The organism is Marivirga lumbricoides (assembly GCF_014636295.1).
GTDB lineage: Bacteria > Bacteroidota > Bacteroidia > Cytophagales > Cyclobacteriaceae > Marivirga > Marivirga lumbricoides.
In genome coordinates, this window is the sequence record NZ_BMEC01000001.1 from 389,460 (window position 1) to 414,738 (window position 25,279).

The 25,279-nt window shown below is 36.9% G+C and carries 22 protein-coding genes; 4 read left to right on the forward strand and 18 right to left on the reverse strand.

Features of this window, described 5'->3' with window-relative positions:
- Positions 1-512 precede the first annotated feature (512 nt).
- From IEV85_RS01660 to IEV85_RS01710, 11 genes are all read right to left on the reverse strand, one after another.
- Positions 513-2,525 (reverse strand): OmpA family protein, encoded by a 2,013-nt coding sequence (locus IEV85_RS01660; RefSeq protein WP_188460059.1) that lies wholly within the window; start codon positions 2,523-2,525, stop codon positions 513-515.
- Between the two features lie 761 nt (positions 2,526-3,286).
- The gene (locus IEV85_RS01665) at positions 3,287-3,817 is read right to left on the reverse strand and encodes a DUF421 domain-containing protein (RefSeq protein ID WP_188460060.1); all 531 of its coding nucleotides are present in this window, start codon (positions 3,815-3,817) and stop codon (positions 3,287-3,289) included.
- Positions 3,818-3,970: 153 nt separating this feature from the next.
- Entirely contained in the window at positions 3,971-4,564 is a 594-nt protein-coding gene (locus IEV85_RS01670) for a hypothetical protein (RefSeq protein ID WP_188460061.1), read from the reverse strand.
- A 158-nt stretch (positions 4,565-4,722) separates the two neighbouring features.
- A complete protein-coding gene (locus tag IEV85_RS01675; RefSeq protein WP_188460062.1) occupies positions 4,723-5,127 on the reverse strand; it encodes a hypothetical protein in 405 nt (134 codons plus the stop codon).
- 50 nt (positions 5,128-5,177) lie between these two features.
- Positions 5,178-6,482: a TIR domain-containing protein gene (locus IEV85_RS01680; protein WP_188460063.1), complete on the reverse strand. Its 1,305-nt coding sequence runs from the start codon at positions 6,480-6,482 to the stop codon at positions 5,178-5,180.
- A 140-nt stretch (positions 6,483-6,622) separates the two neighbouring features.
- On the reverse strand, positions 6,623-6,763 hold the full coding sequence (locus IEV85_RS01685; RefSeq protein WP_188460064.1) for a hypothetical protein: 141 nt from the start codon (positions 6,761-6,763) through the stop codon (positions 6,623-6,625).
- 156 nt (positions 6,764-6,919) lie between these two features.
- A complete protein-coding gene (locus IEV85_RS01690) occupies positions 6,920-7,270 on the reverse strand; it encodes a hypothetical protein (protein ID WP_188460065.1) in 351 nt (116 codons plus the stop codon).
- A gap of 150 nt (positions 7,271-7,420) precedes the next feature.
- A complete protein-coding gene (locus tag IEV85_RS01695) occupies positions 7,421-8,518 on the reverse strand; it encodes an AbiTii domain-containing protein (protein ID WP_188460066.1) in 1,098 nt (365 codons plus the stop codon).
- A gap of 512 nt (positions 8,519-9,030) precedes the next feature.
- On the reverse strand, positions 9,031-9,699 hold the full coding sequence (locus tag IEV85_RS01700; RefSeq protein ID WP_188460067.1) for a CPBP family intramembrane glutamic endopeptidase: 669 nt from the start codon (positions 9,697-9,699) through the stop codon (positions 9,031-9,033).
- 109 nt (positions 9,700-9,808) lie between these two features.
- Entirely contained in the window at positions 9,809-10,561 is a 753-nt protein-coding gene (locus tag IEV85_RS01705; RefSeq protein WP_188460068.1) for a LytTR family transcriptional regulator DNA-binding domain-containing protein, read from the reverse strand.
- Positions 10,562-10,563: 2 nt separating this feature from the next.
- Entirely contained in the window at positions 10,564-11,643 is a 1,080-nt protein-coding gene (locus tag IEV85_RS01710; RefSeq protein WP_188460069.1) for a sensor histidine kinase, read from the reverse strand.
- Between the two features lie 1,151 nt (positions 11,644-12,794).
- Here IEV85_RS01710 and IEV85_RS01715 point away from each other — a divergent pair.
- Positions 12,795-14,204, forward strand: coding sequence for a hypothetical protein (locus IEV85_RS01715; RefSeq protein ID WP_188460070.1), 1,410 nt, complete (start codon positions 12,795-12,797; stop codon positions 14,202-14,204).
- 1,001 nt (positions 14,205-15,205) lie between these two features.
- Here the strand turns inward: IEV85_RS01715 and IEV85_RS01720 are convergent.
- On the reverse strand, positions 15,206-16,996 hold the full coding sequence (locus IEV85_RS01720) for a 4Fe-4S binding protein (protein ID WP_188460071.1): 1,791 nt from the start codon (positions 16,994-16,996) through the stop codon (positions 15,206-15,208).
- A gap of 49 nt (positions 16,997-17,045) precedes the next feature.
- The gene (locus IEV85_RS01725) at positions 17,046-18,377 is read right to left on the reverse strand and encodes an NAD(P)/FAD-dependent oxidoreductase (protein WP_188460072.1); all 1,332 of its coding nucleotides are present in this window, start codon (positions 18,375-18,377) and stop codon (positions 17,046-17,048) included.
- Positions 18,378-18,511: 134 nt separating this feature from the next.
- Between IEV85_RS01725 and IEV85_RS01730 the strand changes: the two genes are divergently transcribed.
- Both IEV85_RS01730 and IEV85_RS01735 read left to right on the forward strand, forming a co-directional pair.
- On the forward strand, positions 18,512-19,237 hold the full coding sequence (locus IEV85_RS01730) for a DUF547 domain-containing protein (RefSeq protein ID WP_188460073.1): 726 nt from the start codon (positions 18,512-18,514) through the stop codon (positions 19,235-19,237).
- A gap of 174 nt (positions 19,238-19,411) precedes the next feature.
- Positions 19,412-20,161, forward strand: a complete 750-nt coding sequence (locus tag IEV85_RS01735; RefSeq protein ID WP_188460074.1) for a flavodoxin family protein — start codon at positions 19,412-19,414, stop codon at positions 20,159-20,161.
- Positions 20,162-20,401: 240 nt separating this feature from the next.
- On the opposite strand, the gene IEV85_RS01740 is transcribed toward IEV85_RS01735, so the two are convergent.
- From IEV85_RS01740 to IEV85_RS01750, 3 genes are read right to left on the reverse strand one after another with little or no spacing between them, the layout of a single operon-like run.
- The gene (locus tag IEV85_RS01740; RefSeq protein ID WP_188460075.1) at positions 20,402-20,962 is read right to left on the reverse strand and encodes a type 1 glutamine amidotransferase domain-containing protein; all 561 of its coding nucleotides are present in this window, start codon (positions 20,960-20,962) and stop codon (positions 20,402-20,404) included.
- A 44-nt stretch (positions 20,963-21,006) separates the two neighbouring features.
- Positions 21,007-21,450 carry a ferritin-like domain-containing protein gene (locus IEV85_RS01745; RefSeq protein WP_188460076.1) on the reverse strand — a complete coding sequence of 148 codons (444 nt, stop codon included), beginning with the start codon at positions 21,448-21,450 and terminating at the stop codon, positions 21,007-21,009.
- A 26-nt stretch (positions 21,451-21,476) separates the two neighbouring features.
- Positions 21,477-21,722: a DUF7218 family protein gene (locus IEV85_RS01750; protein ID WP_188460077.1), complete on the reverse strand. Its 246-nt coding sequence runs from the start codon at positions 21,720-21,722 to the stop codon at positions 21,477-21,479.
- Positions 21,723-22,054: 332 nt separating this feature from the next.
- On the opposite strand from IEV85_RS01750, the gene IEV85_RS01755 reads away from it, so the two are divergent.
- Positions 22,055-22,945 (forward strand): EamA family transporter, encoded by an 891-nt coding sequence (locus tag IEV85_RS01755; RefSeq protein ID WP_188460078.1) that lies wholly within the window; start codon positions 22,055-22,057, stop codon positions 22,943-22,945.
- Between the two features lie 8 nt (positions 22,946-22,953).
- Here IEV85_RS01755 and IEV85_RS01760 read toward each other — a convergent pair whose 3' ends face one another.
- A complete protein-coding gene (locus IEV85_RS01760; RefSeq protein ID WP_188460079.1) occupies positions 22,954-23,631 on the reverse strand; it encodes a haloacid dehalogenase type II in 678 nt (225 codons plus the stop codon).
- 103 nt (positions 23,632-23,734) lie between these two features.
- Positions 23,735-25,276 carry a S8 family serine peptidase gene (locus tag IEV85_RS01765; protein ID WP_188460080.1) on the reverse strand — a complete coding sequence of 514 codons (1,542 nt, stop codon included), beginning with the start codon at positions 25,274-25,276 and terminating at the stop codon, positions 23,735-23,737.
- Between the last annotated feature and the right edge of the window lie 3 nt (positions 25,277-25,279).

Below are 25,279 nucleotides of genomic sequence, written 5' to 3' on the forward strand. Positions count from 1 at the left end.
ACTTACCATGCTTTAAAGTCCTGTAAGGACGACATTATATCTCCTCAATATTCATTAAGCAGCCTTCTTATAAAATGTCATCCCGTTGGGATTTTGTAAACCATTCAGCTTGATTGCTACCATAGTTTCGTCCCGCTGGGACTGATGCCTTTGATACACTAAGATCGAATTTTATGATAGCATATTCAAACTAGCTAAGTGCATCTGAAATGTATCGTAAGACACGAAGCATGGCTGGAGATGGCTTAAATAATGTTTCGTGAGACAAGAAGCATGGCTAACGTGAAATGTCCATGGTCTAAAACCTCGTAGAGGTGGTATTTTGGTAATATAAACTTACCATGCTTTAAAGTCCTGTAAGGACGACATTATATCTGACCTCATATGTAAGCAAACTAAGAGCAGCTAATGTATCGTAAGACACGAAGCATGGCTGAGATGGCTTAAATAATGTTTCGTGTGACACGAAACATGGCAATGAAAAAATGAGTCACAGGCAAAAACCTGATTATCTAACCATTTTGACTCTGACCTAAGATCTCTATTTCGGTTCTTCTGTTAATCTCCCTACCCCCTATTTCATCATCATTTGAGACCAGGGGACTTTCTTCTCCAAAGCCTTTGGCCTCTAAACGTTCGGCATTAATACCATTTGCAATCAGGTAATCTACCACAGATTGCGCTCTTTTTTTAGAAAGCAACTTATTGTAAACTGAATTCCCGACATTATCGGTATGTCCATTTATCTGCACCCTTAGCTCAGGTGAATTCACTAAAAGGTCTTTAATCACATCAAGCTCTCCTAGCGACTCAGTTCTTAAATCAGAGCTACCATTATCGAAGAAAATATTCTTAAGTACCATCTTTGTACCTGCTTCAGCCTTATCCAGCAATATTGAAACATCTATTTCCTGATACTCAGAAAATTCGGGTAACCTAAAATTCATCGAATTAAACAGATAGCCTTTTCTATTCGTTGACACCCCATAATTACCCCCTTTCGGAACAATCAATTCGAATTCACCTGTTTGTGGATCAGCAAATGCTTCCGCAGTCAATACATTATTATTGTTATCAACCATCTTAATTTTAGCACCCACTGGTAAGCCCGTGCTGGCATCAAGTACTTTCCCTTTAAATACAGTAACCACAGTTTTAGCTTCAGGTTCAGCCAACTCTACATCAACCTCTTTATCATTCTCAGAAGTTATTACAGTATTTTCTGCTAATACAGGTTCAGGTGTGGGCTCGGAAGGGGCTATTTCTTCAACTTCTATTGTTGGTTCCATATCTACATGGTAGATATCTGCCTTTCCAAAACCATCTGGTCTTCCGGTAGCATAATAAGCATGCTTAAAATCGGACGAGATCACAAAATAATTATCATCATAAACTGTATTGATAGGGTATCCTAAATTAACCGGTTCCTGAAATTCCTGACCTTCCAATTTACTATAATAGATGTCATATCCGCCCATTCCCTGATGGCCGGAAGAACTAAAATATAAGATATGTCCGTCCGGATGTATCATCGGTGCTTCCTCAGACGCCTCAGTGTTGACGGTAGGCCCAAGGTTTTGAGCAGTACCCCATTCGCCATCCTCTCCTTTTGTAGACCTGTAAATATCCAGGCCACCGTAACCATCCGGACGCTCGCTTGAGAAATATAAGGTTTTACCGTCAGCAGTTATAGACACCGATGTTTCCCGAAAACTGGAGTTGATCTTATAGCTTAGCGGTTGAGGATAAGTCCATGTTGAATTTTCAAAATTTGAAAAATAAATATCACCATTGCCCTTTTCAGAATAGACAAAAAGCGTTTCTCCATTAGGAGAGATAGAAATTACAGCATCATGATAATCACTGTTTAAGTTCTTGCCTAGTTTTTGGGGCTTGCTCCACTGCCCATCTTGAAGGGAAGAGCTGTAAATGTCTTCATAAAAACTACCGTCCGCTAATTTCATACCTCCCGTAGAACCTGCTCTGTTTGATGTGAAATAAAGTGTTTTGCCGTCAGCCATTAACGCGGGTGAGTAATCGTGATATTGTGAATTGACAGTTTGACCGAGGTTTTCAACAACTACAGGTTGAGGCTTACTGTATAAGGAATCAGCTGTTAGGCATTCTGAAATATGAAAGTCGGCTTGATAACGGTTACTTCTTTTTTTGTCACTATAAAGTTCGAAATATCTGATAGCCTCCTTAAAATTATAATTGTATTGATGAGCAAGCCCTAAATAAAAGTCTATGTTATTTCCAATTGTAGGATTGAGTTGCCTCACTAAAGTGAGCTCTTTGAGTGCTTCATCAATCCTAAAATCAAATAAATAGGCTATCCCCAATCCGTAAGTGGCGTCCAAATTCCCGGGCTTGTATTGCAAAGCCTTTTTATAAAAACTTATGGCTTTGCTAAAGTCACTATCGTTTAGGTATTGATCACCCTTTTTAAGACTTGCTTTAAAATTTTGCGCTTGAAGGGCCGAGCTACATATGATAATTAACAAAAAAACTTTTACCCGAAGCATAATTTGATTACCTCACTAAACTGTTTATGCAATTGATAGTGTGAACATTAAGTAGCGAATTTAATGAAAATTATGACATTAAAACTAAAAGAAAGGCCTTAAAAATTAATTGACTTCTTACACGGGGAGTTTTTATGGACCTGCTTTATTACATTATATGGTGTGGTTGTCCCACTACTCTACACTAAATAGGCTACTTATGGAAAATGAAATTGAACTCAAAAACCAGATATACTTACCTTAATAAGTGTTTATTAAGCTTTAAAACTAAGTATAAAACCTCAAAAAAGAGAAATCTTACTAAATACTGATGTTTCAATTATACTTTAAGCTATTTTAAACAAAATTTTATTCTTTATCTTTTTGCTACTATATAACAAGACTTGATTTCCTTCAATGGAAAACTATTCCATCTCGTAAAACACCCCTGTAGTCCCCTCCAGGGTAACACCCCTATAATCCCCTCAAGGGGATAGCCTCACAGATGTAAGTCAGCAGAAAACCAAAAGCATCAACACTATTTTCTATCGTAAAAAAAGTTTTGTTATCTCAATTGAGGTTCAGTTCAAAGGACTGCGATGACTTGATCAAAAAGATGTCAGCCAGAGGCTGACCAGCCTTTGCCGTAATACGGGCAAGAAATCACCAACCATCAAAGCCGCTCATTATATAGTAATTGTTAAAATATCGCATTAGCAAAAAAGAGTTTATCATTTTGAAATAATGATGTTATTTTCCATCATAAAAAAACGTTTTATTCTCTATGGTTTTCTCCTCACACCTGACAGCAACTTAGCATCAAACTTTTCTTTGCTGTCATGGCTGGCTTGGTGCAAAACTGAAATATCCCCTGTAGATTCAAGTACAACCGCAATCACTTGGTCGTAATTGAGGACGTTCGCCTCACGCAGTTTGGCAATTAACTGGTCTTCTTCAATTCGGGCATACTTTAAGTTTTTATATAAGATGGTATTGCCATCCATCAAAAGCAATGGCGCATTGGAAATTAAATTGCTTAAAAATGGGCTTTTTCTCTGGAGCCAGGAAAAGATAAAGGTAATCATCAGAAGTCCGGCAATGGCTACAGTGCCATGAGCCAGTGTGGTGCTTGAGGTAAGTATGGAAGAAATTATACTACCAATGGCCACTGTAAAAGCAAAATCATAGGCGGTGAACTTGGCGAAGGATCGCAACCCCACGATACGGGTGAGTAGTATAATCACTACAAAAATGATTGCACAACCGATTAAAGTCTGGATGATAGGGTCATCATTAGTATAAATCCATTTCATAAAGTTGAGTTAAAGAATATATATTCTCACTCTGACTAACGTATTTTCATGAGCACGGACTAAGATTGTTTCAATAATTCGGATTATTTCAATTATGCTATTCCCAGTTTTTTAAATAGTAGTTGTGGAAATACTAATATTGTTGAAATGAAATTATTGACAATAGTTATACTTTCTTACTATTTTGGAAATGTCCTTGTGGTTATATTCCTCATTCAAAATTTTATTTGAAAGTTCTTCACAATCTTTAAAATAGTCGCTAAAATCCTGCTTAAAATTCTTCTTTCTCACCTCCTTGAAAACAGTTTCATTATAACGCTTTACATAAAAGTTTTCCTTTACGTTTGTATGAGTCATTGGAGCCATTCCCGGAGCTCCGCCAGCACTCCATGATGTGACAGTAACATTTTTGTACAAACTTAACTTCCTACCATGTTGAACATTTTCTAAAAACGAAGAACCATTGGATATAAAATTATGACTGGAGTATCCATACCCCTTAATTGTGTTCGGGTAAAGCTTTAATTTAGTTCCATCTTTTTGTACAAAGGTTACAGCAGAGTATTTTTTTGTATCATTTAACAAATTATCTTTGACTAATCCAGTAATCTTTACTGAATCTCTGTTTAAAACATATCCTTCCCAATAGCTGATGTTTTGCTTTAACTTTAGGTACCTTTTGGATTCCTGAGCACAACCCACTGAAAGCGTGGTTATTAAAAGCACAAGGGTAATAATCAATTTCATATAAAACTTATAAATTTTTAATCAATTTTATTATCGATGAGTCTACACTCAGTGAGGTGATCAAATTAAGATATTATTTATCGCTACAAAGTAGCTAAAACCAATAATAGAAACTGAGCCAATAAGCAGAATTAATTTTTAGTTATTGTTGGCCTCTCCTATCTTTTTGTTCTCTGGTAATCAATTAATTTTAAGGATAATTGATTGTTGTTAATATTTTTAATCCAATAATGATCTTTTATTGATCCTCTCCAGTCGTTGTATTTAATTAAAATGGTGGAGTCAGAGGTTTGAGACCATATACCGGTAACTTTTTCAAATTCTAGTGGCGGAGTTGCGCAGCCTCCTATTAGTTGGACTCTTTCTAATGTATTATCTGGTTTAAAATTTAATCCAAAGTTATTCATGCTAAGTGTATCGGATTTTACATATTTCTCAATCTGTTCATCATCTGTATCGTAGATCCACGATCCAAAAAATTCTTCTTTATCAGGTTTATTATTTTTATATTCACATGAGAACAAAAATATTACTGGTAATAAAGTATAAATCCAATTTTTCATTATAATCATTTTTTTTTGGTAATTGTGGATACCGCTCAATTATATTCATTTTAGTGTTTGTTACTAACATTATTGAAAAAAAGGGGTACTACTTCAATTGCACTTTTCACAGCACTTTCCGGAAGTTGAAATAAGCTTTTTTCCTGAAATAGTTTATCAGGGTTAGAATAATATTGATCCGCTTTACTTCTATCTTGCAAATTGATAACTAAGTTAAGAATCTTGTTATCTAATTTATTTGTCCTAAGGAATTTTTTGATGTCTGGATTTTCGAAGAAATCTCGCATAAGTTTTGTAAAGAAAACGGAGTCTACCCCTAGTTTGCCCCTATAAAAATGTAAATACCTCCATATTGCTATTATAGGATCAATTTTATCAAACGTTCTGAATGTTAAATTGATTTTTGAGGTTTTGTTAGAAAGGATTTTATTGACTGTATCAATTGATATTCTATGTCTTTCATTTAGAAATAGCCAAATAAAATCATTTGCAATTTTTTCTCGTTTTGATGGTTCTACACTTCTAAGTCTTGCCTCTGCATATGTTCTTGAATATTTTCTTTGCCTTTGTGACATTGGCGTATAAGTTGGAATATCTCCAAGAACTACTTCGTTTAACTCATGAAATGCAATGCACCGAGCTAACTCTACATATTCTTGTTGTTCGATCCCATGATCAATGTGTGGCAATAGAAAATCTGCTACATATGCAACTGACAAAATATGATCATATATTGACCTTGCAGGAATTTTAGCTTGTTTATATTTCTTCAACCTCAGTATTTTACCAGATCGATTGATTTTCTTTAGCGACTCTAAAATGTTTATTTTCTTATGAGCCCTTAAAGGAAGAGAAATATGTTCATCCTTCATGTCTTCAAGAAAATCCAAAGTACAATCATATATGCTACTGGTATTTGGCTTTCCTTCACCCCAGCGGTGTATTTCTTCTTTCTCATGCTTCATAGAGTTAAGAGTTTCAAGAAGGACTGAAAGATTACTTTCATAGCCATTATCATCTCTAAAGTCTGCATACTTTATATCGGTCAAGAATTTAGGAATCTCGCAATCACTAATAAGTATTGGAAGAATTATTATTTTGCTTTCTTTTACCTGCTTAAAATATTGTGCCTGCCATTCAGATTGTACCCATTTGCTGTGGACTGAAAAAGGACTTAGAAAAAGCATAAAAACATCTGTATCTTCTAATCCCTGTTGAATAAATGTTACTATTGACCCACCGATTGGTATATTATCACTATCAAGCCAAGTATCAAAGCCATGGGATTTAAGATCTTTATTAATTCGAAGAACAAGTTTTTTGTCCTTTGTTGCGTGGCTCAAAAATATTTTCATATTTCTTCTATAAACAGTTTACATACATATTTTACAATTTCGAAGTATTTCCCTTTCTACCGAAACCAAAATGTGCTACGAAGGGAAAAACTTGTGGTAAGCCATTCACCGGCCATAAGCTATCGCATTGTTGGCGAAAGTTATTTTTTCTCTTTTGGAAGTGGTGGAGTAGAATTTTTCATGCTATGTACTTTGCTTTCATCTAAGCCTTCTTTTGAACTTTTATCTGGAGAGGGCTTGAGTGGTGGTGGAGGCGGAGTTTTCCGATTCTTGTCAGACATTGTCTTTGATTTTAGTATTCAACATTATAATTATTTTTCACATAAAATCTCATTTCTTCTTCGACCACTTTTACGATTTTCTCATCTTCTGTCACCAGAGTATCATCGTTTAAACATAAGTGTTCAACACCTCGAGTTTTTAAGTCGAAAAACTGTTCAGTAGCACCATCTTCTTAGATTTTTTTTTTTCAAACTTATACACCAGAGTCTTTCATAGTCTAGATGAAGGTTCTGCATTTTTAGTGCTCCTTCGCTGAGTTCTTTGACGTATTTGGAATATGGGAAGTATGGTTTAATGATTGTAACAACATTTGCCGCTACAATTATTATCACCCAAACCATTTGCAGTTCTTGCCAAATAGCCCAAGCCGCAATGCTTCCAGAAGAAGTTAGTGCGAGAAAGATATTGATGCCTAGGTCATATTTCTGAAATTGAGTCATTGCATAGTCCAAGTATAAAGCTTGAAACTTGCTATCAATCATATAGTACCAAATTTTCTCTCTCATTTTATTTTTTCAATTTTCGGCAACGTTAAGAATATGGGGCGTTGGACATTTCAAAGTTCCAAAGCACCAATTCCTTAGACTTTCTTAAATGTAATCATTTTCGATTTTAAGACTATCTGCCCAATAACCTATATTTAGTGTTAGTTGCATTTATAATTTGAACGGCTTTATTATTATTTTTTGCACCTCTTTTACTTGTTGACTAACCTCAGAAAATGAGATTGTGTTTTCTTCTTTTATTTTAGCGAAAAGTGTATTAAAATTATTTTCGTCTTGGTCATTTTTTAAATCCAAGATGTCCACACCCAAAATTGCTGTAGGGGTTACTTCTTCTCTCTTTTCCTTTCCAAAAAAAACATAAATATATTTGTTCTTTTTCTGTTTCATTTCCTCAATTGCTATACTAAATTCTTGCCACACGCCACCTTCAAACTTTTCAGCTTTTTCTTTAAATTTTCTTGACAAAACCACAATTACTTTATCACTATTTTGGATACCATCTATCATCATTTGATTAAAATTTACTGATGTTTCTTCTTGGCTCTTTTTTCTGTCCATTGAAGCATCAAAACCCTCATTACGAAGGAAATCGACAAAAGAAATTACTTTAGAGTTATGCTCCTCATCTTCCCATGCGTAAGAAACAAAAATTTTTCTCTGTTGGAGTTGCATTTTGCTGCTTTCAATGGGTTTCTCAACTGTATTTTGACTTTCTGATTTTTGTAATTTTTTGTTTAGTTTTTGAAAGGATTGGATTAAATCTTGTCTTACCTTAACTAAAATGTACTTTAAGGTAGGTACTGGAACCTTATGGTAAGCTCCCACTAAATGTAATTGTGGATTGTTTAAATGAAATGTTTCATTCAACATTTTTACCACTTGATTAGGTATAGGTTTTAATGCCGTTTTCCCTGTAATTCCGTCTAAAGATGCCTCGATAAAAGATATTCCATCTGGTATATGTAAAATATCAAGATTAAATCTTACTTTTTCAGAAAGGACGGAGAAGTCAATAGGGGATTCCTTATGAGTCAAATTACCGTATACATCTTGAATGTCTCCTACAATTTGTCCTGCAATTTTTCTATAATCAGGCAACCCATCTTCGACTTTATAACCATTGATTTCTTTGTCTATATAGCTTGACAACTCTTTCTCCTCATATTCATCTGATAAATCTTTTGCTTCTAATAAAAGTAGGCTAAGCTTATTGTCTGTTTCAAATAATTTCTTTAGAAAGTCTTCCATATTTTATACTGTAAGAACATTATTACATTGTTTTAAGTGATTTCAATTTGCAACTAACCTTCTAGACATAGTAACCAAAGTTGTTATATCCGAACTATATTTATTTTTTAACCGACAATAAACATATACAAATGGTTATTGATCAGTTATTGTTTCCAAAGCGATGAACATACTTTCTTTTACAATAAAATCCTACATAATCGACTGAAAATCAATGAAAAATACCCAAGGTTGGGTATATAAAATGAGGATAAATCGTAAAAAATTGAAAAAGATGCGGTGGTTTTAGAAAAAAGATGCTGTGCTTTTGGGTATGAGGAAAATTGAGTTGAGGAGTTCTAATTTTAAGATTCCTTCGTGCCTTGGAATGAAGGTATGTTTTAAAAAGATTCCTTCGTGCCTCGGAATAACCAATTATCTTATTACAAATCCTTTTGTTCCTCGGAATGACCAGTACCAGTATTTATATACTATTCTCAACTGCAAATACCTCAATGCAACGGTGTTTGAGCTTATTGTTGAACCAATCCAAAGTAGAAGCTGAGTATGCCTAGCGTATTAAAAAAGCCATGTACCATAATCGTAAACCACAGATCGTAATTGCGCTTATAGAAAATGATCGATAAGAGCGCCCCTGTAGATGCGGCAACAAGTTGTCCGGTGATTCCTTGCTGCATGTGCATGTAACCGAAGAAGCCGCAGATAATTAGAATATTGATGGCGATGCTTATTTTGCTGTCACCGAAGAACTTAACGAATTGTCGCATCAAAAAGCCTCGGAAAATGATTTCTTCTCCAAATGCTGCAGTAGCCCAAACCACTCCCAGCCAGATTAAGGTAGTGGGAAGATCTCCCTCTAAATCAGCCAATTGCGACAAATCAATAGGAATGCCAGTCAGCATCTCAATTGTAGGAACAAGTGCCGCGACATAAAAAACGAAAAGCCCAAAAGCAGTTAATGGAGCTAGTACCAATAGGTTTTTCGCGGTGAAGTTTTTACGATACATTCCAATTGCTGCAAAAGGTTTTCCCTTGTATTCGAAATAATTAGCTACAATAATTACTAAAGAGAGAATGATGTTCTCGAAAATTGTTCTGGTAACAGGGCCAAAGTACATGAAAAGGATAATAGCCAGCGTAACTACGGGAAATACGATTTGTCTGAGTGTGAATTTTTTCATCTTTCTGTTTTTTTAAATTGATATGGGTGCAATATCAATGCTTATTGGCAGGCTAGAAAGATGTTTTAGCTGGACTATCGTCAAGGCTGGTTGAATTGTAATGGCCGGGTTAGCCGTTCATCCAATTCTTGAAGTCGCTGGTTTTGGGTCGGCTTACAATGAATTCCTGATCTCTTGGGTTGCTCACAGAAAGGATCACACGGTGGTTGAAATAAGGCTCTATTTTTAAAACAGAAGATTTCGCCACAACCTGAGCTCGATTGATTTTAAAGAATTTGGTCTGATCTAATGAACCGAATAGCTCATCAATGGTTTCCTCGATGATAAAGCGTTTGTCTCTTGTGACGCCAAAAGTGATGCTATCCTCAGAATAACAATAGAGTATCTCCGATATTTTGAGTTGTACAAATCCGTTTCCTGATTTCACTAATATCCCCTCTCTTACAGCAGGTACTTGTAAATCACTAAGCAGTTGCTTTAAAGTAGCAGTATCTAATGTAGAAGAATTATTGGATTGAAGGAATTTGTCAAGTGCTCCTTTCAAATCTGTCTTTTGTATGGGCTTAAGTAAATAGTCAACACTGTTCACTTTGAAAGCCTGAATAGCGTATTGGTCAAAGGCCGTTGTAAAGATAATGGGAGCCTTTACAGTTGTTTTCTGGAAAATTTCAAAGCTTAACCCATCGGCCAGTTGAATGTCCATGAATACGAGATCGGGGGCTTCGTTTTGCTGAAACCACAGCACCGCATCTTCCACTGTATCGATGATTCCCAGCAATTCGAAGGTAAAGTCACAGGCTTTTAACATGGATTGTAATTGGCTCACTGCCCGGATTTCGTCTTCAATGATTAATATTTGCATCGTCATTCTTTAAGTGTGCTTTCATTCAACAAGGGGAGCGAAACTAAAAAGTAGTTGCCATCATTCTTTACTTCAATTGATCTGTCTGAAATAAGCGTATACCGTTTTTCAATATTTTTTAACCCCATTTTGGTAGAAGGTAGTTGTGTGGACTTTTTTTGAATTTTATTAGATACTACAATATAATCATCAGCAATGTCAACGTCAATCACCAGAGGTTTGGCCCTGGAAATCACATTGTGTTTAATTGCATTTTCTAAAAGCAATTGGAGGCTCATCGGTGCAATCATCTTATCTTCCAGCGTTGGGGGAATGTTCCAATTCAATTTTAGGTTCTCGCCAAATCGTTCAGATTGTATGTGAATATAGGCCTTCGCAAACTTAAGCTCGGCTTTCAATGAAATCAGATGGCTATTACCTGATTCCAGCAAAAAGCGATAGATATCCGATAGTTTGTCTACAAATTGCCTGGCATCTTCTTTCGGGCTTTGGTCTATGATATCGCGCAGTGTGTTCAAGGTATTGAAAAAAAAGTGAGGTTGCACCTGATTACGAAGTGTGTCCAACTCGGCTTGAATGATCGCTTGCTTTGCCTGTTCTTCTTCTCTGACTGATTTTTTGAGTAAAACGAAGAAGTAAATGGCTTCATAAATGGCCATGACCATCATAGTGAGAAAAACGATGACTACCAATGTTCTGGTTCTTTCTTGAAAATTACCACTCTGAACATTACCGCCAATATTCTCCGCAACCGAGGAAATTAGGCTAACGCCTAGAAAATCAACTAGGATCACAGTGATTGTGATGCAGAAAAAAAGGAAGAGAATACGCTTAGCGCTATCCTTTAAGCCCGGATACGCTTTTCTTAACTGTATTAAGATCAACCTATTGATCAACCAATCGCATCCGGAAAAAAATAAAGAAACGATAAAGGTTAAGACGAATTCAACAGTGGTGAGATTTACATTGGCTGCATTAAAGATAAAGCCGGTTGATAAGCCCAATAGCAAAATCCCGATAATAGTAAACCACTTATCATCAAACCCCAGGTATTTTACTCGTTTTTCTTTATTTGTGATCATTGAAATTTCAATTACTCATAGTGTAGGCGTAAAGGTTAATCTTATAGCCAATTTATGAAAGAATTTTGAGTTGAACCATCGTTAAATGGGTTTGAATTATAAAATGTAGATTTTGTGTAGTTGCTTGTCAATGCTTATCTCACGGTTACTATATTAAATGTATTAAATTAGCTTCTTCCCAAATCAAATCATACCTACTCATCTAAAAATAAAGAAATACACCTAACAGTAGGTGGTGTTTTGGGGACGGAGTTCTGGTGAAAAGATTCCTTCGTGCCTCGGAATAAACAATATTTTTTTTCAGCAGAGAGCTTCATACAACAACAATTGTTAAAAGTAACCTTCCAATGGTGGGCATTATTTACCTTAAAAGCAATTACAGCTATCTTAAATACAAAGTTAGATTAGAGCGTCCCCGCGCTTTACATGCGGGGCAGGCTATTCCCTTGCAGAAGGGAATCTGTTGATTTAAACCGCAGGTTTAAATATCTTTCTTCTAATAAATTAGATAACAATGCTTTGCATCGTTCAAAAGATTCCTGATATTTTACTCGTGCCTCGTAAAATTCTGGCCTGCCTGCCCTTTGGCCGGAATGACGTGTCTGCGGAGAATTCTGGTCCGCCCGCTCTTTGGCTGGACAGGGGTGAGTTGAACCGAGAAAGTTTCTAATCGGAAGATTCCTTCGTGCCTAGGAATGACGGTGTGTTTTGAGAGATTTCTATGTGCCTCCCGGCATGTAAGTGCTTTGCAGCGGTTGGCTTCATATAGCGGCAATGATATTGAGGGTAAGCTTCAATGATTATCTACTACCTTCACTCTTTCTTAGAAAAACAATCATATGCATCCGCATGCAAATGCAATTTATATTGCAGAACACCTTCTTAATTTCTCTATGCCACTCTTTTTTAAAGGGTTTCAATTTTAGAAATATTAATAAAAGTAAGGTATTTTAATCCTCATCTATTACTTTTAATGCTCTATTATTTACATTTCAACGGTCAAAATATACATGAGATAACTAATGAAAAGACAATTAAAGTCATTTTTCCTCTTACACAAAATATTATTAATTGGCCCATACATTACTGACTCAAATACTGACATCTTTTTATAAGCAAAAGACCAATTTCTAAAAAATAAAACCAAATTTATGAAACTACCCAACAAAAAATCACTGATTCTATGCATTTATTGCTTTTTAATCCTTTTCAATGGTGTCGCTCAAGATGTTGAAAAAATTGAATTAAATGAAGAAGGACGCTTGTTAGCTACTTTACCCATGGGAAAAGGTATTGCTTTTGTAATAAATCATAAAAATGAAATTAAAGTAATTAATTATAGTGATAACTTCAGCAAAGAATGGAGTGCAAAAATAGAACAGGAATATAAGGATTTCACACAACCTGTTATAGAAACCATCACCTCTCCATCCGGAAATTATCTTTATACTGTGCAGATCGCTTCTAATGGCTACCATAACAAAACTCATTATATTTCTAAAATAGATTCTGAAGGAAAGTTAACTCAATATGAAATTGAAGGAAGGGATGAATTCGGTAAAGAACTGCAAACAATTTTCTGTAATGATAATAATTTCTATTATTTGGCTACAGATAATGGCAATCAGAACCATGACAAGAAAAAAAGGGACGAAAAACTAATACTGAATACTTTTAATAAGGATAATTTTTCACATTCCAGAAAGCTATTAGATTTACCCGCTGTGGAAGGCGAGAAAGAGATTTTTTGGGAATTTATTGGTCTTAATGATTCGGAATTTTTTCTTGCTTCTAAGAAAGTGGATGAAGAGAAAAATATTTCTGAAGTAAATGTTATTTCATTTGATGCCAAAGGAAACAAGAAAGAAAACTTCACCCTAAATGTTAAACTAGATAATGCATTTATCAGACCAACACGTTTAGATAAAATCCATGCGCGAATCTTTTCAGACCAAGCCAACCTTGATTATACAGTAAACAACCAATCAAGAGCTATTTATCCAACCTATGGAGGTTTCACGGGAATTTATTTTGAAGGGAATCACATTTATCTGTATGGATTAATGGGACCGGGAAAATTCAAGAAAATAGCTGCCAAATATGAAGGGGCTTATGTAATTAAATACGATCTTAAAGGGAATCAGATTTGGAAAAAGGAGCTTACTGACAATGCTGAAATGGTTGAAAATAAACATTTCAATGTGCATGCTACACCTGGTTTAAGAGGGCTCTCTTTTATTGTACTACCTGATGGCACAGTAAATGTGGCGGTAAATGTGGCGGGAAGAATGTCTGCTTCTTACTATAGATTCATTATTAGCCCTGATGGGTCAAATTCGAAAGTGCAAAATGTAGATAACATCAGAAAGAATTCAGAATTTGCACTTGTATCGCATTACGATGATCATAAAAATTATGGAAAGCAATTTGTCAAAACCACTGATGTTGGAGATGAAAGAGGCACTGTTTTCGGAAATATGTTCTATAACGACTTAGAGGTTTTGTATGAATTGAACATAAGGGACAAAGAAATACAAAGCATTTATCTTTTGAAGAAATAAAAAATTGAGCCTCTGATTTACTTAATTAGGGGCTTTTCTTTTATACCACATCAGTTTACTGATTTAAAGTATTCACCCTCCAAAATAAAATTTAGTACAAGTTTAACAGGAAGGCAGTGGTTTTGAGGAAAACATGCTGTCCTTTTTGAAAAATGTAGGCTACTCATGGAAAATGAAATTGAACTCAAAAACTAGATATACTGACCTTAATAAGTGTTTCTTAAACTTTAAAACTAAGTATAAAACCTCAAAAAAGAGAAGTTTTACTAAATACTGAGGTTTCAATTACACTTTAACGTATTTTAAACAAAATTTTATTCTTTATCTTTTTGCTACTATATAACAAGACTTGATTTCCTTCAATGGAAAACTATTCTATGTCATAAAACACCCCTATAATCCCCTCAAGGGGATAGCCTCACAGATGTAAGTAAGCAGAAAACTAATCAGCTTTAGCTCTATTTTCTAATATAGCAAAAGTCCTGCTATCTCATTTGAAGTTCAGTTCCAATAACTGCGATGACTTGATCAAAAAGATGCCAGCCAGAGGCTGGCTCCTACGCTACAATACAACGCGCTCCCCGCCTTTTTGTCGACCAGCCCGCTCGGTTTTAACAAACATTATTTGGTTATCGAACAGTGTAGTATTTATCATGAGCACCCAATGTAACGTGGTTTTGGAGAAAAGATGTTGTGCTTTTGGCAATGGAATGAATTTAGGTGAGAAGTTCTAACCTTAGGATTCCTTCGTGCCTCGGAATGACGATGCGTTTTGAAAAGATTCCTACCAATTAAACCGCAGGTTGAAATACGATTAATCTGATCGCACAGGTAACAATGCTTTGCCTCGTTCGAAAGATTCCTGATATTTTACTCGTGCCTTGTAAAATTCTGGCCTGCCAGCCCTTTGGTTGGGCTGGGTTGAGTTGAATCGCGAACGTTGCTAATAAAAAGATTCCTTCGTGCCTCGGAATGACGTACCTAATTAAAAATGACCTGGCTTAACTCCTCACACCAAAGCTGTCGTTTCCTATTAAAACTGGCTGGTTCAACCTGCCTTTAGAGTCTCTGTTTTCCAGGTTTAATACACCTCTTGGGCAAACGGAAGAACATACACCACAACCTACGCAGGATGCCCGCACAATATTTTGTCCGCGTTGTGCATACCAGCGCACGTCAATACCCATTTCACAATAAGTGGAACAATTGCCACAGGAAATACACTGCCCGCCATTGGTGGTTATTCTGAATTTGGATTTAAAGCGTTGGATAATGCCAATATAGGCAGCCAAAGGACAGCCAAAACGGCACCATACCCTGTTGCCCATCAGCGGATAAAAGCCTGTACCAATTACTCCGGCAAATACCGAACCGATGGTAAAACCGTAAACAGACCTTAAAGAAGCAGTATTGACTCCTGCCAGTGTCTGGGAGTCGGAAAAATAGGAGTATAATACGCCTATCGTCATTACCACAGCAAAAACCAATACTCCATGCACGCTAAATCGCTCAAATTTCCAGGCACTTAATGATTTATCAGAGAGCTGACGGTAAGGATCTCCCAAAGTTTCCGCCAGTCCTCCACAGCCGCATACCCAGCTGCAATACCATCTTTTTCCATACAAATAGGTAAATAGAGGCACTCCAATAGCAAATAGTGCTATCCCCCAACCCAACATAAAAATGCCAAAAGTACCTGCCTGTAGCTTCTCGTTTATTTTGTAATCAAAAAAGAAGCTGTAGTCCAGCGGCCACATATTTTTCAAATCCATATACGGCTGGTTCAGGCGCACCAGTATTTCCGGTATAATGAAGGCAAAGGAGAGCTGAAAAAACATCACTGAAACAGTTCTGGCCATTTGGTATGGGCTGTGCCTGTATTTAATCAGCATCCTGATTCCCATTACCAATATCGCTATGGTATACAAAAACCCATATAAAAACCATCTGCTGGCCGGGAAGCCACTAAGCAATTTACTCACCGGGTCAACCATCACTATCCATGTAGTCATATACTCCGGATACCAGTAAAGTACCACATAAAATAAAATAAGGAAAGTGCCCAGAAAAATACCCAACCAACCTCTACTGGTCAAGGCGTTATGAAAGATATGGTTGTTCTTAATTCCTGAGTGGGTAGTTTTCAGGCGAGGCAGCATATATATTAAGGCACCTGAAATTGGAATAATAATGGCTAAAAGCAACCATAACCACGGATTTTTGGCCACATGACCTGTATTGGACGCTTTGGTGATACTGGCTGTAAGGTCACCAACCTTGTAGCTGTCATAGCCTCTTGTTCTTGCAATGGCAGCATTTATTTGGGTAATGGATTGTTCCAGCTGGGCTGTCAGCGCTTCGGATGATTCGTAGGATTTATCTTCCATCCATCCGGTATAGCTTAAAAGCTGTTCTTTCCTCCAGTTAGCCACTTCTTCATCTTCAGAAAAGTAACTTTCTACCAATTGCTTTTTATACACATTGTCAGAGGCTTTGCCGGCAATTTCGGATGCTACTTTTGCATCAATACTATATACTTGTACAATAGAGTCGTTAATAGCAGAAAAAACAGCTTTCAGGTCGCTTACAAAAGTAAACTGGCTGGAATACGTTTTACCAAGCATCTGCTGAAATTGCGGAGACATATTGGTAAACTTTTCTTCCCCCAGCTCCTTCTTAAGTACCTCCCCGCTTACTTCGTATTTGCCAATAAAAAACATACTGATAAATAAGCCGAAGCCGATGATAAATATCAGTAACCCTGCTTTATGTATTATTTTGAGTGAGTTCATTGCTCTATTTTAATTTCTTTTAATCAATTCGATTATACTTTCCATTCATTCAGCGTGAGAAAATACCCAATAATTTACGGGGTTTGATAGCCTCCTCCGGATATCGCTCATTATACATTTGAATGAGTTCTGCTTCATGCTTTTTAAAAAATTCAGGGTCGAAGTTGGCAGCTTTTAAATGGGTAAACACTTTTTTCATAGGCCATTTATCCCTGATCATTTTATCGCATACTTCATGTCTGTACCGCACTCCCATCAGGTTTACTCCTTTGAGGGTTTTATTCTCTTTATGAAAAACCAGTCGGATAGATTTTTCACCACTTTTATGCTCCCAATAGAAATGCTCTTCCGTATTTTCATCAGGTTTATTGGCTACTTGTCCGTAGGTTTGGTATTCAATATCTATAAACTTGGCCGAATTGAACCAAATACCCGGCTGATAGGCTGTTTTGTTTCCACAGATCGTTTGTGCAACAGTTTCGCCATGCATTCTGCCTGTATACCATACCTGCTCAATGTTTTTGCGATCTGCTGCCGGGGCTTCCAAAAATTCGGCACAGTCACCGATGGCATACACCTCCGGCTGGTTGGTTTCAAAGTACTCATTCACTTTTATGCCTCTTCCTAATTCCAAATCTGTATTTTTCAGAAAACCTGTATTGGGGGAAACACCTACAGTTAAACCAACAAACTGACAATCAATTATTGCGCCTCCTTTTAACTTAACAGCTCCTGCCCTGCCGTTTCCATCATCAATTATCTCTTCAATTTCAGACTCCAGCTGCAGCTTAATTCCATTTTTTTTGATCTGTCTATTCACCATTGCTGATTCTTCAGGAGGTAAAACGTTGCTCCAGAAGCTGCTCTCCCTTACCAGCATAGTCACTTCTATATGGCGAGAGTGAAACATTTCTGCCATTTCAATACCTATTAAACCACCTCCCACTATTACTGCATGCCTGGTTCCGGGGGTATATTCCTCCATTGTTTCTAGGTCCTGAAAGCTGTACAAGCCCTGCACAGCTTTTAACTCCTGACCGGGCCAGCCAAACTTGTTGGGCTTTGAGCCTACCGCCAGAATTAAAACATCATAATGCATTGATTCGCTTTTGCTCAACTTTAATTGCTTCTGAGCGAAGTCAATCTCCTCCACATAATCCCTCAAAAGGTTAATTTTGTTTTTCTCCCAGAAAAAATCCTCATAAGGTTTGGTGTGTTGGTATTTCATATGCCCCATGTAGATGTACATGAGGGCTGTGCGCGAAAAGAAATGATCGGTTTCAGCTGAAATGAGTGTAATGGCATCATCGCTGTGCTTCCTGATATGCCTTGCAGCTGTTACACCTGCAATGCCATTACCGATAATTACTATTTTCCTCATAAAATTTATTTTCTAGGCTGAATACAATATTATATCATTTAAAATAGCCCTATTGTCCAGCCCAAGACAATTAAGCTCAATCTGATAAAGCCATATTTACGTAATTATTTCCATCAATATAAACAAATATGCTCATGAAACATATCCTATTTATTTTACTGATTACAACATTACAGTTCCATAACACGCTTCTGCAGGCACAAAGCACCTCTACTTTCAATCAACAGGCCGATCAGTTCTTCCGGAAGAATGTGATGAAAGGCAAAGTAAATTATAAAAGCCTGAAGGACAATTTCAGTGAGGTAGATAAATTATATTCTTCGCTACAATCAATTGATTTATCCAAATCAACAGAAGCACAGGTAAAAGCTTTCTACATTAATGCTTATAATCTTATTGTCATCCATCAGATAGCCAAATACTACCCGCTAAAATCCGCACTGGACAGAAACGGCTTTTTTGATAAAGTGAAACATGATGTTGCAGGAGAAAGCCTCACTTTAGATCAGATTGAGAAGGGTAAAGTAATCCTTAAGTTCAGGGATCCCCGCGTACATTTTGCCTTTTCTTGTGCTGCAACAGGATGCCCGGAGTTAGCCAATTTTGCTTTTAATCCTGAGAATTTGGAGGAACAATTAGTGAGCAGAACCACCAGGGCGGTCAACAATCCGGAGTTTATCAAAGTAGATAATCAAACAAAAAAGGTAAATGTTTCAATGATTTTCAAGTGGTATGAAAAGGAATTTTTAGAAGGGAATGCTACAGTACTAGCCTATATTAACAAGTACAGAACGCAAAAAATCCCGGGTGATTACAGCATTCAATTTTATGACTATGACTGGTCATTAAATTCTCTTTAATTTTAATAGTAAATAGTGGTTTGGTTTTAAAGTCACCGCAGCAATGTGGTGACTTTTTTTTGATGCTTCTGAAAGTAGATTTTGTGCACAGTTCACTAACTTTTAAGCGTAGGCACGTTTTTAATGATAATGGCAAGAGTCATTTTTTCTATGTAGCACTATAAAACCTTATCAATGAAACTCAATTCATTCCAACAAAAATTAAACAAAGAAAATCCATACGATTTCTCCAATTTAAAAGCTGTGTTTCTCAATTGTACACTTAAAAAATCACCTGATGTATCCAACACGGAAGGCTTGATGAAGATGAGTGAAACCATCATGAAAGAAAATGGCGTGCAAACGGAAATGATCAGGGCGGTAGACCACAAAATTGCTTTTGGTGTGTATCCGGATATGAGGGATAAAGGCTGGCCGGATGATGAGTGGCCGGATATTCAAAAGAAAATTCTTGATGCTGATATTTTAGTCATTGGTTCGCCCATATGGTTAGGTGAAAAATCGGCCGTAGCTTCAATGGTTATTGAAAGATTATATGGTAGCTCAGGCCAGACCAATGAAAAAGGTCAGTTCATTTATTACGGCCGTGTAGGCGGATGTATTATTACTGGAAATGAAGATGGCATAAAGCACTGTTCCATGAATTTACTTTACTCCTTACAACACCTGGGCTACACCATCCCCCCTAATGCAGATGCCGGCTGGGTGGGAGAAGCCGGACCGGGCCCATCCTACCTTGATGAAGAATCAGGCGGGCCGGAAAACAATTTCACTACAAGGAACACTACTTTTATGACCTGGAACCTGATGCATTTTGCTAAAACATTGAAAGATAATAAAGGTGTACCAGGCTATGGAAACAACAGCAAGGAATGGTCGGAAAAGGGAGATAAAGATAATCCTAATCCTGAGTATAGGAATTAGATACTGGAATGAAGAGCTTAGATGCTAGAGCATAGAGTCTAGATTCTAGAGTCTAGAGCATAGATTCCAGATTCTAGAGTCTAGAACTTAGAGGTTAGAGTCTGGATTCCAAATTCTAAGCTCCGAGATGATGAGTCTTAATCAACAGAAATTACCAACCCTTTACGTAACCTCATAAAAAAAGCCTCAAATCGTAATGATTTGAGGCTTTTAGCTTTAATTCTAATCCAGAATTGAAATTTACAAAGTTTTGTTTCCTTCGTGAACTCCTTCTGCAAATTCTTCCACCATTTTTCTGTTAAATGCATCTAAATCATCAGGAGAGCGGCTGGTAGTTAATCCCTGATCTACCACCACTTCTTTATCCTCCCAGGAAACACCTGCATTTTCTAAATCTGTTCTTATACTTGGGAAAGAAGTCATCACTCTTCCGTTTAAAGCACCTGTTTCAATAAGTACTTGCGGTCCGTGGCAAATTGCAGCAATGGGCTTTCCTTCATCAAAAAAATGCTTGATGAAATCAATTGCTTCCTGCTTTCTGCGTAACTTATCAGGGTTAATAACGCCTCCAGGCAACATTAATGCATCATAATCTGAAGCGTTGACTTCCTCTAACAATTTGTCAGCATCTAAATTCAAATTCCATTCTCCTCCATTCCAGCTTCTTAATTTCTTCGAAGGTGAAATAACATGTACTGTAGCTCCTTCTTTTTCAAGTCTGTCTTTAGGACTCAATAATTCTGATTCCTCAAAACCTGTTTCTGTTAAAATAGCTACTTTTCTATTTTCTAATCTTCCCATAATATTATAATTTTTTATAGTTCTAAATTAATTTAAGTGAGTTATTAAAGTACTTTACTCATACTTTCCAACTCTGCCTCAGCAGTTTTAATTGCTCCCAATTGGTCAGAAAGGGTTCTTTTATGTTCTACCTGAAGAGAAGAATTATCAATAATCTCCTCGTAATCTTTAATTGCAGATTTTTCTCCTCTGATAGCTTCATTTACAATTGCTTCGTAATCCTCACCTGTTAACCAATCTTTCAGGTCTATCCAGGCTCTGTGAGCATCACCTAAAGCACTTGAACCTTTGTCAGGCTTAGCGCCATATTCCTGCAAAATCTCCTTTATTTCATGGCCAAATTGGTAGCGCTCTTTATAGCTTTGCCGAAAAAATTCTTTCAAGTCATTTCTATCTGTTTTTTCGGCAATCTGCTGATAGCCTTTTTCAGCATCGTAATTTCTCGTTAATAATTTATTCAGTGAATCAATATTTTCTTGTTGGTTCATAATTTTTGGTTTTTAAGGTTAAAAAATCAGCCTTTCCTTAAGGCTTCTATAAGTTCTTTTTTAGTCATTTTGCTTCTGCCTTCAATGCCAACTTCTTTGGCTTTCTGATAAAGATCTTCTTTACTTCTCTTCTCATACTTCTCACCACCGGTGTCCATATCTTTGTTTTTGGTGTTAGCGATTCTGGCAGCTTTCTGCTTGCTCATTCCCTGATCTCGAAGGGCTTCATACTGCTCTTCATTCTTTATTTGAGGGATGTCTTTATTCGGCATAATGTTTAAATTTTACATTAAAAAAATTACAGACTTTATAATCTGTAACGCATTAAAAAATAACGACTTACTTAATCTTACGCACTATTATTTTAAATGATGCGATTATGTGCAATCATTATTTAACACTTCTAGGATTAATTCTTAAAAGAGAATTAAAGCATTAAAAAATGCAAAATACCAGGCTGTTTTGATGATGGTTCATAAGAATGGCCTGCTCACTCAAGGTTATCCATCTGCACTGTCGAGTCACTATTATATCTTATACAATTTTGGTTTTATACCTGATAAGAAAGAAAATTTCCTCATTTTTGTGCTCCAATTTTTAAAGTATGATCAGAGGAGCCATTTTAGTTTTATTAGGAGCCTGCAGTTTTGGAGTGCTTACCACCTTAGTTAAAATTTCTTATCAGCAAGGCTTTACCCTTGGGGAAGTAACAGGTGTGCAGGTTTTTTTCGGCATGCTAATTCTGTGGCTTATTTTATCCGGCAGAATGCTCTTTCAAAAAATTAAAGTACACTTTAGCTGGCAAAATAGCTGGAGGGTATTGCTAACAGGCATCAGCACCGGGCTTGTGAGCGTATGCTACTACAAATCCATACAGGAACTGCCTGCATCTATTGCCATACTACTATTAATGCAGTTTACCTGGATCAGCATGATCATAGAGATAATTGTTCATAGAAAATATCCTAAGCCTATGCAATGGGTTTCTGTTTTGTTTATTTTATTTGGCACTTACCTGGCTGGAAATGTTTATTCATTTGAAAATATTCCCTGGAGCCTGGAAGGCTTAGGATTCGGCTTATTAGCGGCTTTCTTCTATGCTATATTTATCTGGGCCAATGGCAGAGTGGGAAATAAACTTTTTCCTGTACAAAAAAGTGCTCTGATGATTACTGGATCCTGCTTTTTCATCTTCATTCTTTTCCCTCCTGAATTTTTATGGAATGGAAGCCTTGTGAATGGCTTAACACAATGGGGCTTAGTTTTTGCACTTTTCGGAACAGTCATTCCTCCTTTGTTCTTTGCTTATGGCATTCCGCAGACCGGAGTGAGTTTAAGTGCTATTTTAAGCTCTGCCGAACTACCTGTGGCAGTATTCTTTTCCAGCTGGTTATTGGAGGAAGTTGTAACTCCTCTTCAATGGATTGGGGTAGCAATTATATTACTGGCGATAGTAATAGCTAAACTGAAAAAGCGGAAGAAAGAAGCGGTGTAACATCATCATTAATTGATGATGAAATCGGCAAAACCAGTCAAATCATTTACCTTAATTTCAGGGTCATCAGCAAGCGGGTAAGTGCTTTTACCCTTTCTTGCTATAAATGCTGTTTGCAGGCCTGCAGATTTGGCACCGGCTATATCCCAGCCATGTGCTGCCACAAGCATTGCATTTTTTGCTTTTACTTTCATTGTATCAAGCACATAATTATAAGCTTTGTATGAGGGTTTAAAAGCTTTCACCTCCTCCACACTGAATACTTTATCAAAATAGCACTCTAACCCTGCAAATTCCATTTGCTGCTTTGCTACTTTAAGCGCGCCATTGGTGAGAGCTACCAAGGTAAAGCCTGCTTCCTTCAACTTTTTTACTGCCTCTTCTACCTCCGGATGCGGAGTTAAACAAGCCATTGTTTTAAGAATAGATGAAAGCTCTTCCTGATTGATTTTTTTATTTAAGCTGTAAGCTGTCATTTTTAAGGTCGCCTCAGCTATTTCCCCAAAATGGTGATAGCGGTTGGTGATGGTATCTACCATGGCGTAATTCAATAATTGCGGAAACCAAATATTGAAAGCATATTCATTTTGAAGGACTGTGTTGATCTCCTCTTTCACATTCGACATGTCCAGCAGGGTTTCATTTACATCAAATATGAGTAGTTCAGGTTTTGAAAAAGCTTCCATAAAAATATAGTTGATAGATTTTAAAGACCCCGGAACTATTAAAAAAGGCCAACCCTTAATGAAATAGGTTGGCCTCAGATATAATAGTATATTATGATTTATTTTATTGGACGGCAGATAGCGCATTCAGGTTGCCATAACCGAAACTTGAATTTCTATTAGGATAAAAATCTGCTGATTGCTTGAGTTTATTCAGTACCTGATCGCGTGTCCAGCCGGGGTTTTTAGACCAAACGAGTGCTGCAATACCTGCTGCAGTAGCAGTTGCCACTGAAGAACCTCCTACTGTTGAAGGTTGTGCACCGCTCATAGGCAACGAGAGTGGATGAGCATTAGAACCTGCTTTTTCCATCACCACGGTAAAATCTACCTTATCTCCCGAGTGGCAAATATCGCAACGTACATACTGACCTTCCTTTACTCCGGTAATAGCCACTGTCTCACTCATTGTAGCCGGGAAAATAACACCAAACCAATTGGTAAAGCTGGTGGAAGTTCCTGCCGCTGAGAAAATAAGCTTTCCTCTTCCGTAAGCGTAGCGGATAGCATCAGCTACTTTTGAATTGGTAAAAACATCTCCTATAGACATACTGATGATTTTCACATCGCTTCTGTTACCTAAATAAACCAGGGCATCGGAAACACCTGTTTTTTCATTTCCTCCATTAATTATAACATCTCCTGTACCTCTAACACCTATTAAATTAGCATTGTAGGCAACTCCTACGGAGGAACCATTAGTACTTCTTGGTGCTGCAATTACACCCGCCATAGCAGTTCCATGTCCACACTTATCGTCAGGTCCGTCAATTTCTTTCCACCACCACATTCCTGTAGCATAAAATCCGTAACGTTCCACCGAACGATTAGCCGATAAACCTGAATTAAATTCATTGCCTAATTTAGTTTGATCAGGAGAAAGACCAGTATCAATTAAGCCCACAGTAATACCTTGTCCGGTACTGTAATTCCATGCCTGATCTATGCCCATATGAGGGTAATTCCAGGACATTTTTGCATTGGGTGAAATAGTGGTATAAGTATCAGGTGTAAGGTTGAAATCCGATTCATTGGAGCAACCTGAGTCGCTGTAGCGCTCACCGGCAGCATAGGTCTGAAAGTTCACTTCATAGCCTAAAGGTTCTACATAGCGCACGTTATCCAAAGATCTTAAACGGCTAATTACTTCCAGGTCACTTACTTTAATCTCCACAAAAGGCAACACTTCATGTGTAAAATTCGGTAGTTCAGAGACTGTTACTTCTTTATCATATTTGTATGATAAAACTTCTGTGGTTTCCATCAAAATTTCATCTTTGGAACGGACCCACTCTCTGTCTTTTACATTGATAGAGGTAATTCTTTCGTTAATATTTCCCTCTCCTGAAACGGTATAACCTATAGTAAGCAGGCTATCTGCATGCACTAATGCGCTCCAAAGCATTACATCATTTGCCTCAGACCAATTAAACTCATTGTTTTTTCTTAAGCTGTTAATGATAAACTCATCAATCTTTTCCTTGGGAATTACTTCAATAGTTTGTGGAGTTTCTACAAGCTCCTCTTTCAATTCCAGCTTTTCTTCATCTTTTGAACAAGACCATAGAAAAGTAATGGCTACTAAAGCGGTTAAAATTCTCTTCATTTT

What these genes read in the sequence shown, in the direction of transcription:
- IEV85_RS01660 (WP_188460059.1), bottom strand. Translation starts at nt 2,525, where the DNA reads ATGCTTCGGGTAAAAGTTTTTTTGTTAATTATCATATGTAGCTCGGCC.
- IEV85_RS01665 (WP_188460060.1), bottom strand. Translation starts at nt 3,817, where the DNA reads ATGAAATGGATTTATACTAATGATGACCCTATCATCCAGACTTTAATC.
- IEV85_RS01670 (WP_188460061.1), bottom strand. Translation starts at nt 4,564, where the DNA reads ATGAAATTGATTATTACCCTTGTGCTTTTAATAACCACGCTTTCAGTG.
- IEV85_RS01675 (WP_188460062.1), bottom strand. Translation starts at nt 5,127, where the DNA reads ATGAAAAATTGGATTTATACTTTATTACCAGTAATATTTTTGTTCTCA.
- IEV85_RS01680 (WP_188460063.1), bottom strand. Translation starts at nt 6,482, where the DNA reads ATGAAAATATTTTTGAGCCACGCAACAAAGGACAAAAAACTTGTTCTT.
- IEV85_RS01685 (WP_188460064.1), bottom strand. Translation starts at nt 6,763, where the DNA reads ATGTCTGACAAGAATCGGAAAACTCCGCCTCCACCACCACTCAAGCCC.
- IEV85_RS01690 (WP_188460065.1), bottom strand. Translation starts at nt 7,270, where the DNA reads ATGAGAGAGAAAATTTGGTACTATATGATTGATAGCAAGTTTCAAGCT.
- IEV85_RS01695 (WP_188460066.1), bottom strand. Translation starts at nt 8,518, where the DNA reads ATGGAAGACTTTCTAAAGAAATTATTTGAAACAGACAATAAGCTTAGC.
- IEV85_RS01700 (WP_188460067.1), bottom strand. Translation starts at nt 9,699, where the DNA reads ATGAAAAAATTCACACTCAGACAAATCGTATTTCCCGTAGTTACGCTG.
- IEV85_RS01705 (WP_188460068.1), bottom strand. Translation starts at nt 10,561, where the DNA reads ATGCAAATATTAATCATTGAAGACGAAATCCGGGCAGTGAGCCAATTA.
- IEV85_RS01710 (WP_188460069.1), bottom strand. Translation starts at nt 11,643, where the DNA reads ATGATCACAAATAAAGAAAAACGAGTAAAATACCTGGGGTTTGATGAT.
- IEV85_RS01715 (WP_188460070.1), top strand. Translation starts at nt 12,795, where the DNA reads ATGAAACTACCCAACAAAAAATCACTGATTCTATGCATTTATTGCTTT.
- IEV85_RS01720 (WP_188460071.1), bottom strand. Translation starts at nt 16,996, where the DNA reads ATGAACTCACTCAAAATAATACATAAAGCAGGGTTACTGATATTTATC.
- IEV85_RS01725 (WP_188460072.1), bottom strand. Translation starts at nt 18,377, where the DNA reads ATGAGGAAAATAGTAATTATCGGTAATGGCATTGCAGGTGTAACAGCT.
- IEV85_RS01730 (WP_188460073.1), top strand. Translation starts at nt 18,512, where the DNA reads ATGAAACATATCCTATTTATTTTACTGATTACAACATTACAGTTCCAT.
- IEV85_RS01735 (WP_188460074.1), top strand. Translation starts at nt 19,412, where the DNA reads ATGAAACTCAATTCATTCCAACAAAAATTAAACAAAGAAAATCCATAC.
- IEV85_RS01740 (WP_188460075.1), bottom strand. Translation starts at nt 20,962, where the DNA reads ATGGGAAGATTAGAAAATAGAAAAGTAGCTATTTTAACAGAAACAGGT.
- IEV85_RS01745 (WP_188460076.1), bottom strand. Translation starts at nt 21,450, where the DNA reads ATGAACCAACAAGAAAATATTGATTCACTGAATAAATTATTAACGAGA.
- IEV85_RS01750 (WP_188460077.1), bottom strand. Translation starts at nt 21,722, where the DNA reads ATGCCGAATAAAGACATCCCTCAAATAAAGAATGAAGAGCAGTATGAA.
- IEV85_RS01755 (WP_188460078.1), top strand. Translation starts at nt 22,055, where the DNA reads ATGATCAGAGGAGCCATTTTAGTTTTATTAGGAGCCTGCAGTTTTGGA.
- IEV85_RS01760 (WP_188460079.1), bottom strand. Translation starts at nt 23,631, where the DNA reads ATGGAAGCTTTTTCAAAACCTGAACTACTCATATTTGATGTAAATGAA.
- IEV85_RS01765 (WP_188460080.1), bottom strand. Translation starts at nt 25,276, where the DNA reads ATGAAGAGAATTTTAACCGCTTTAGTAGCCATTACTTTTCTATGGTCT.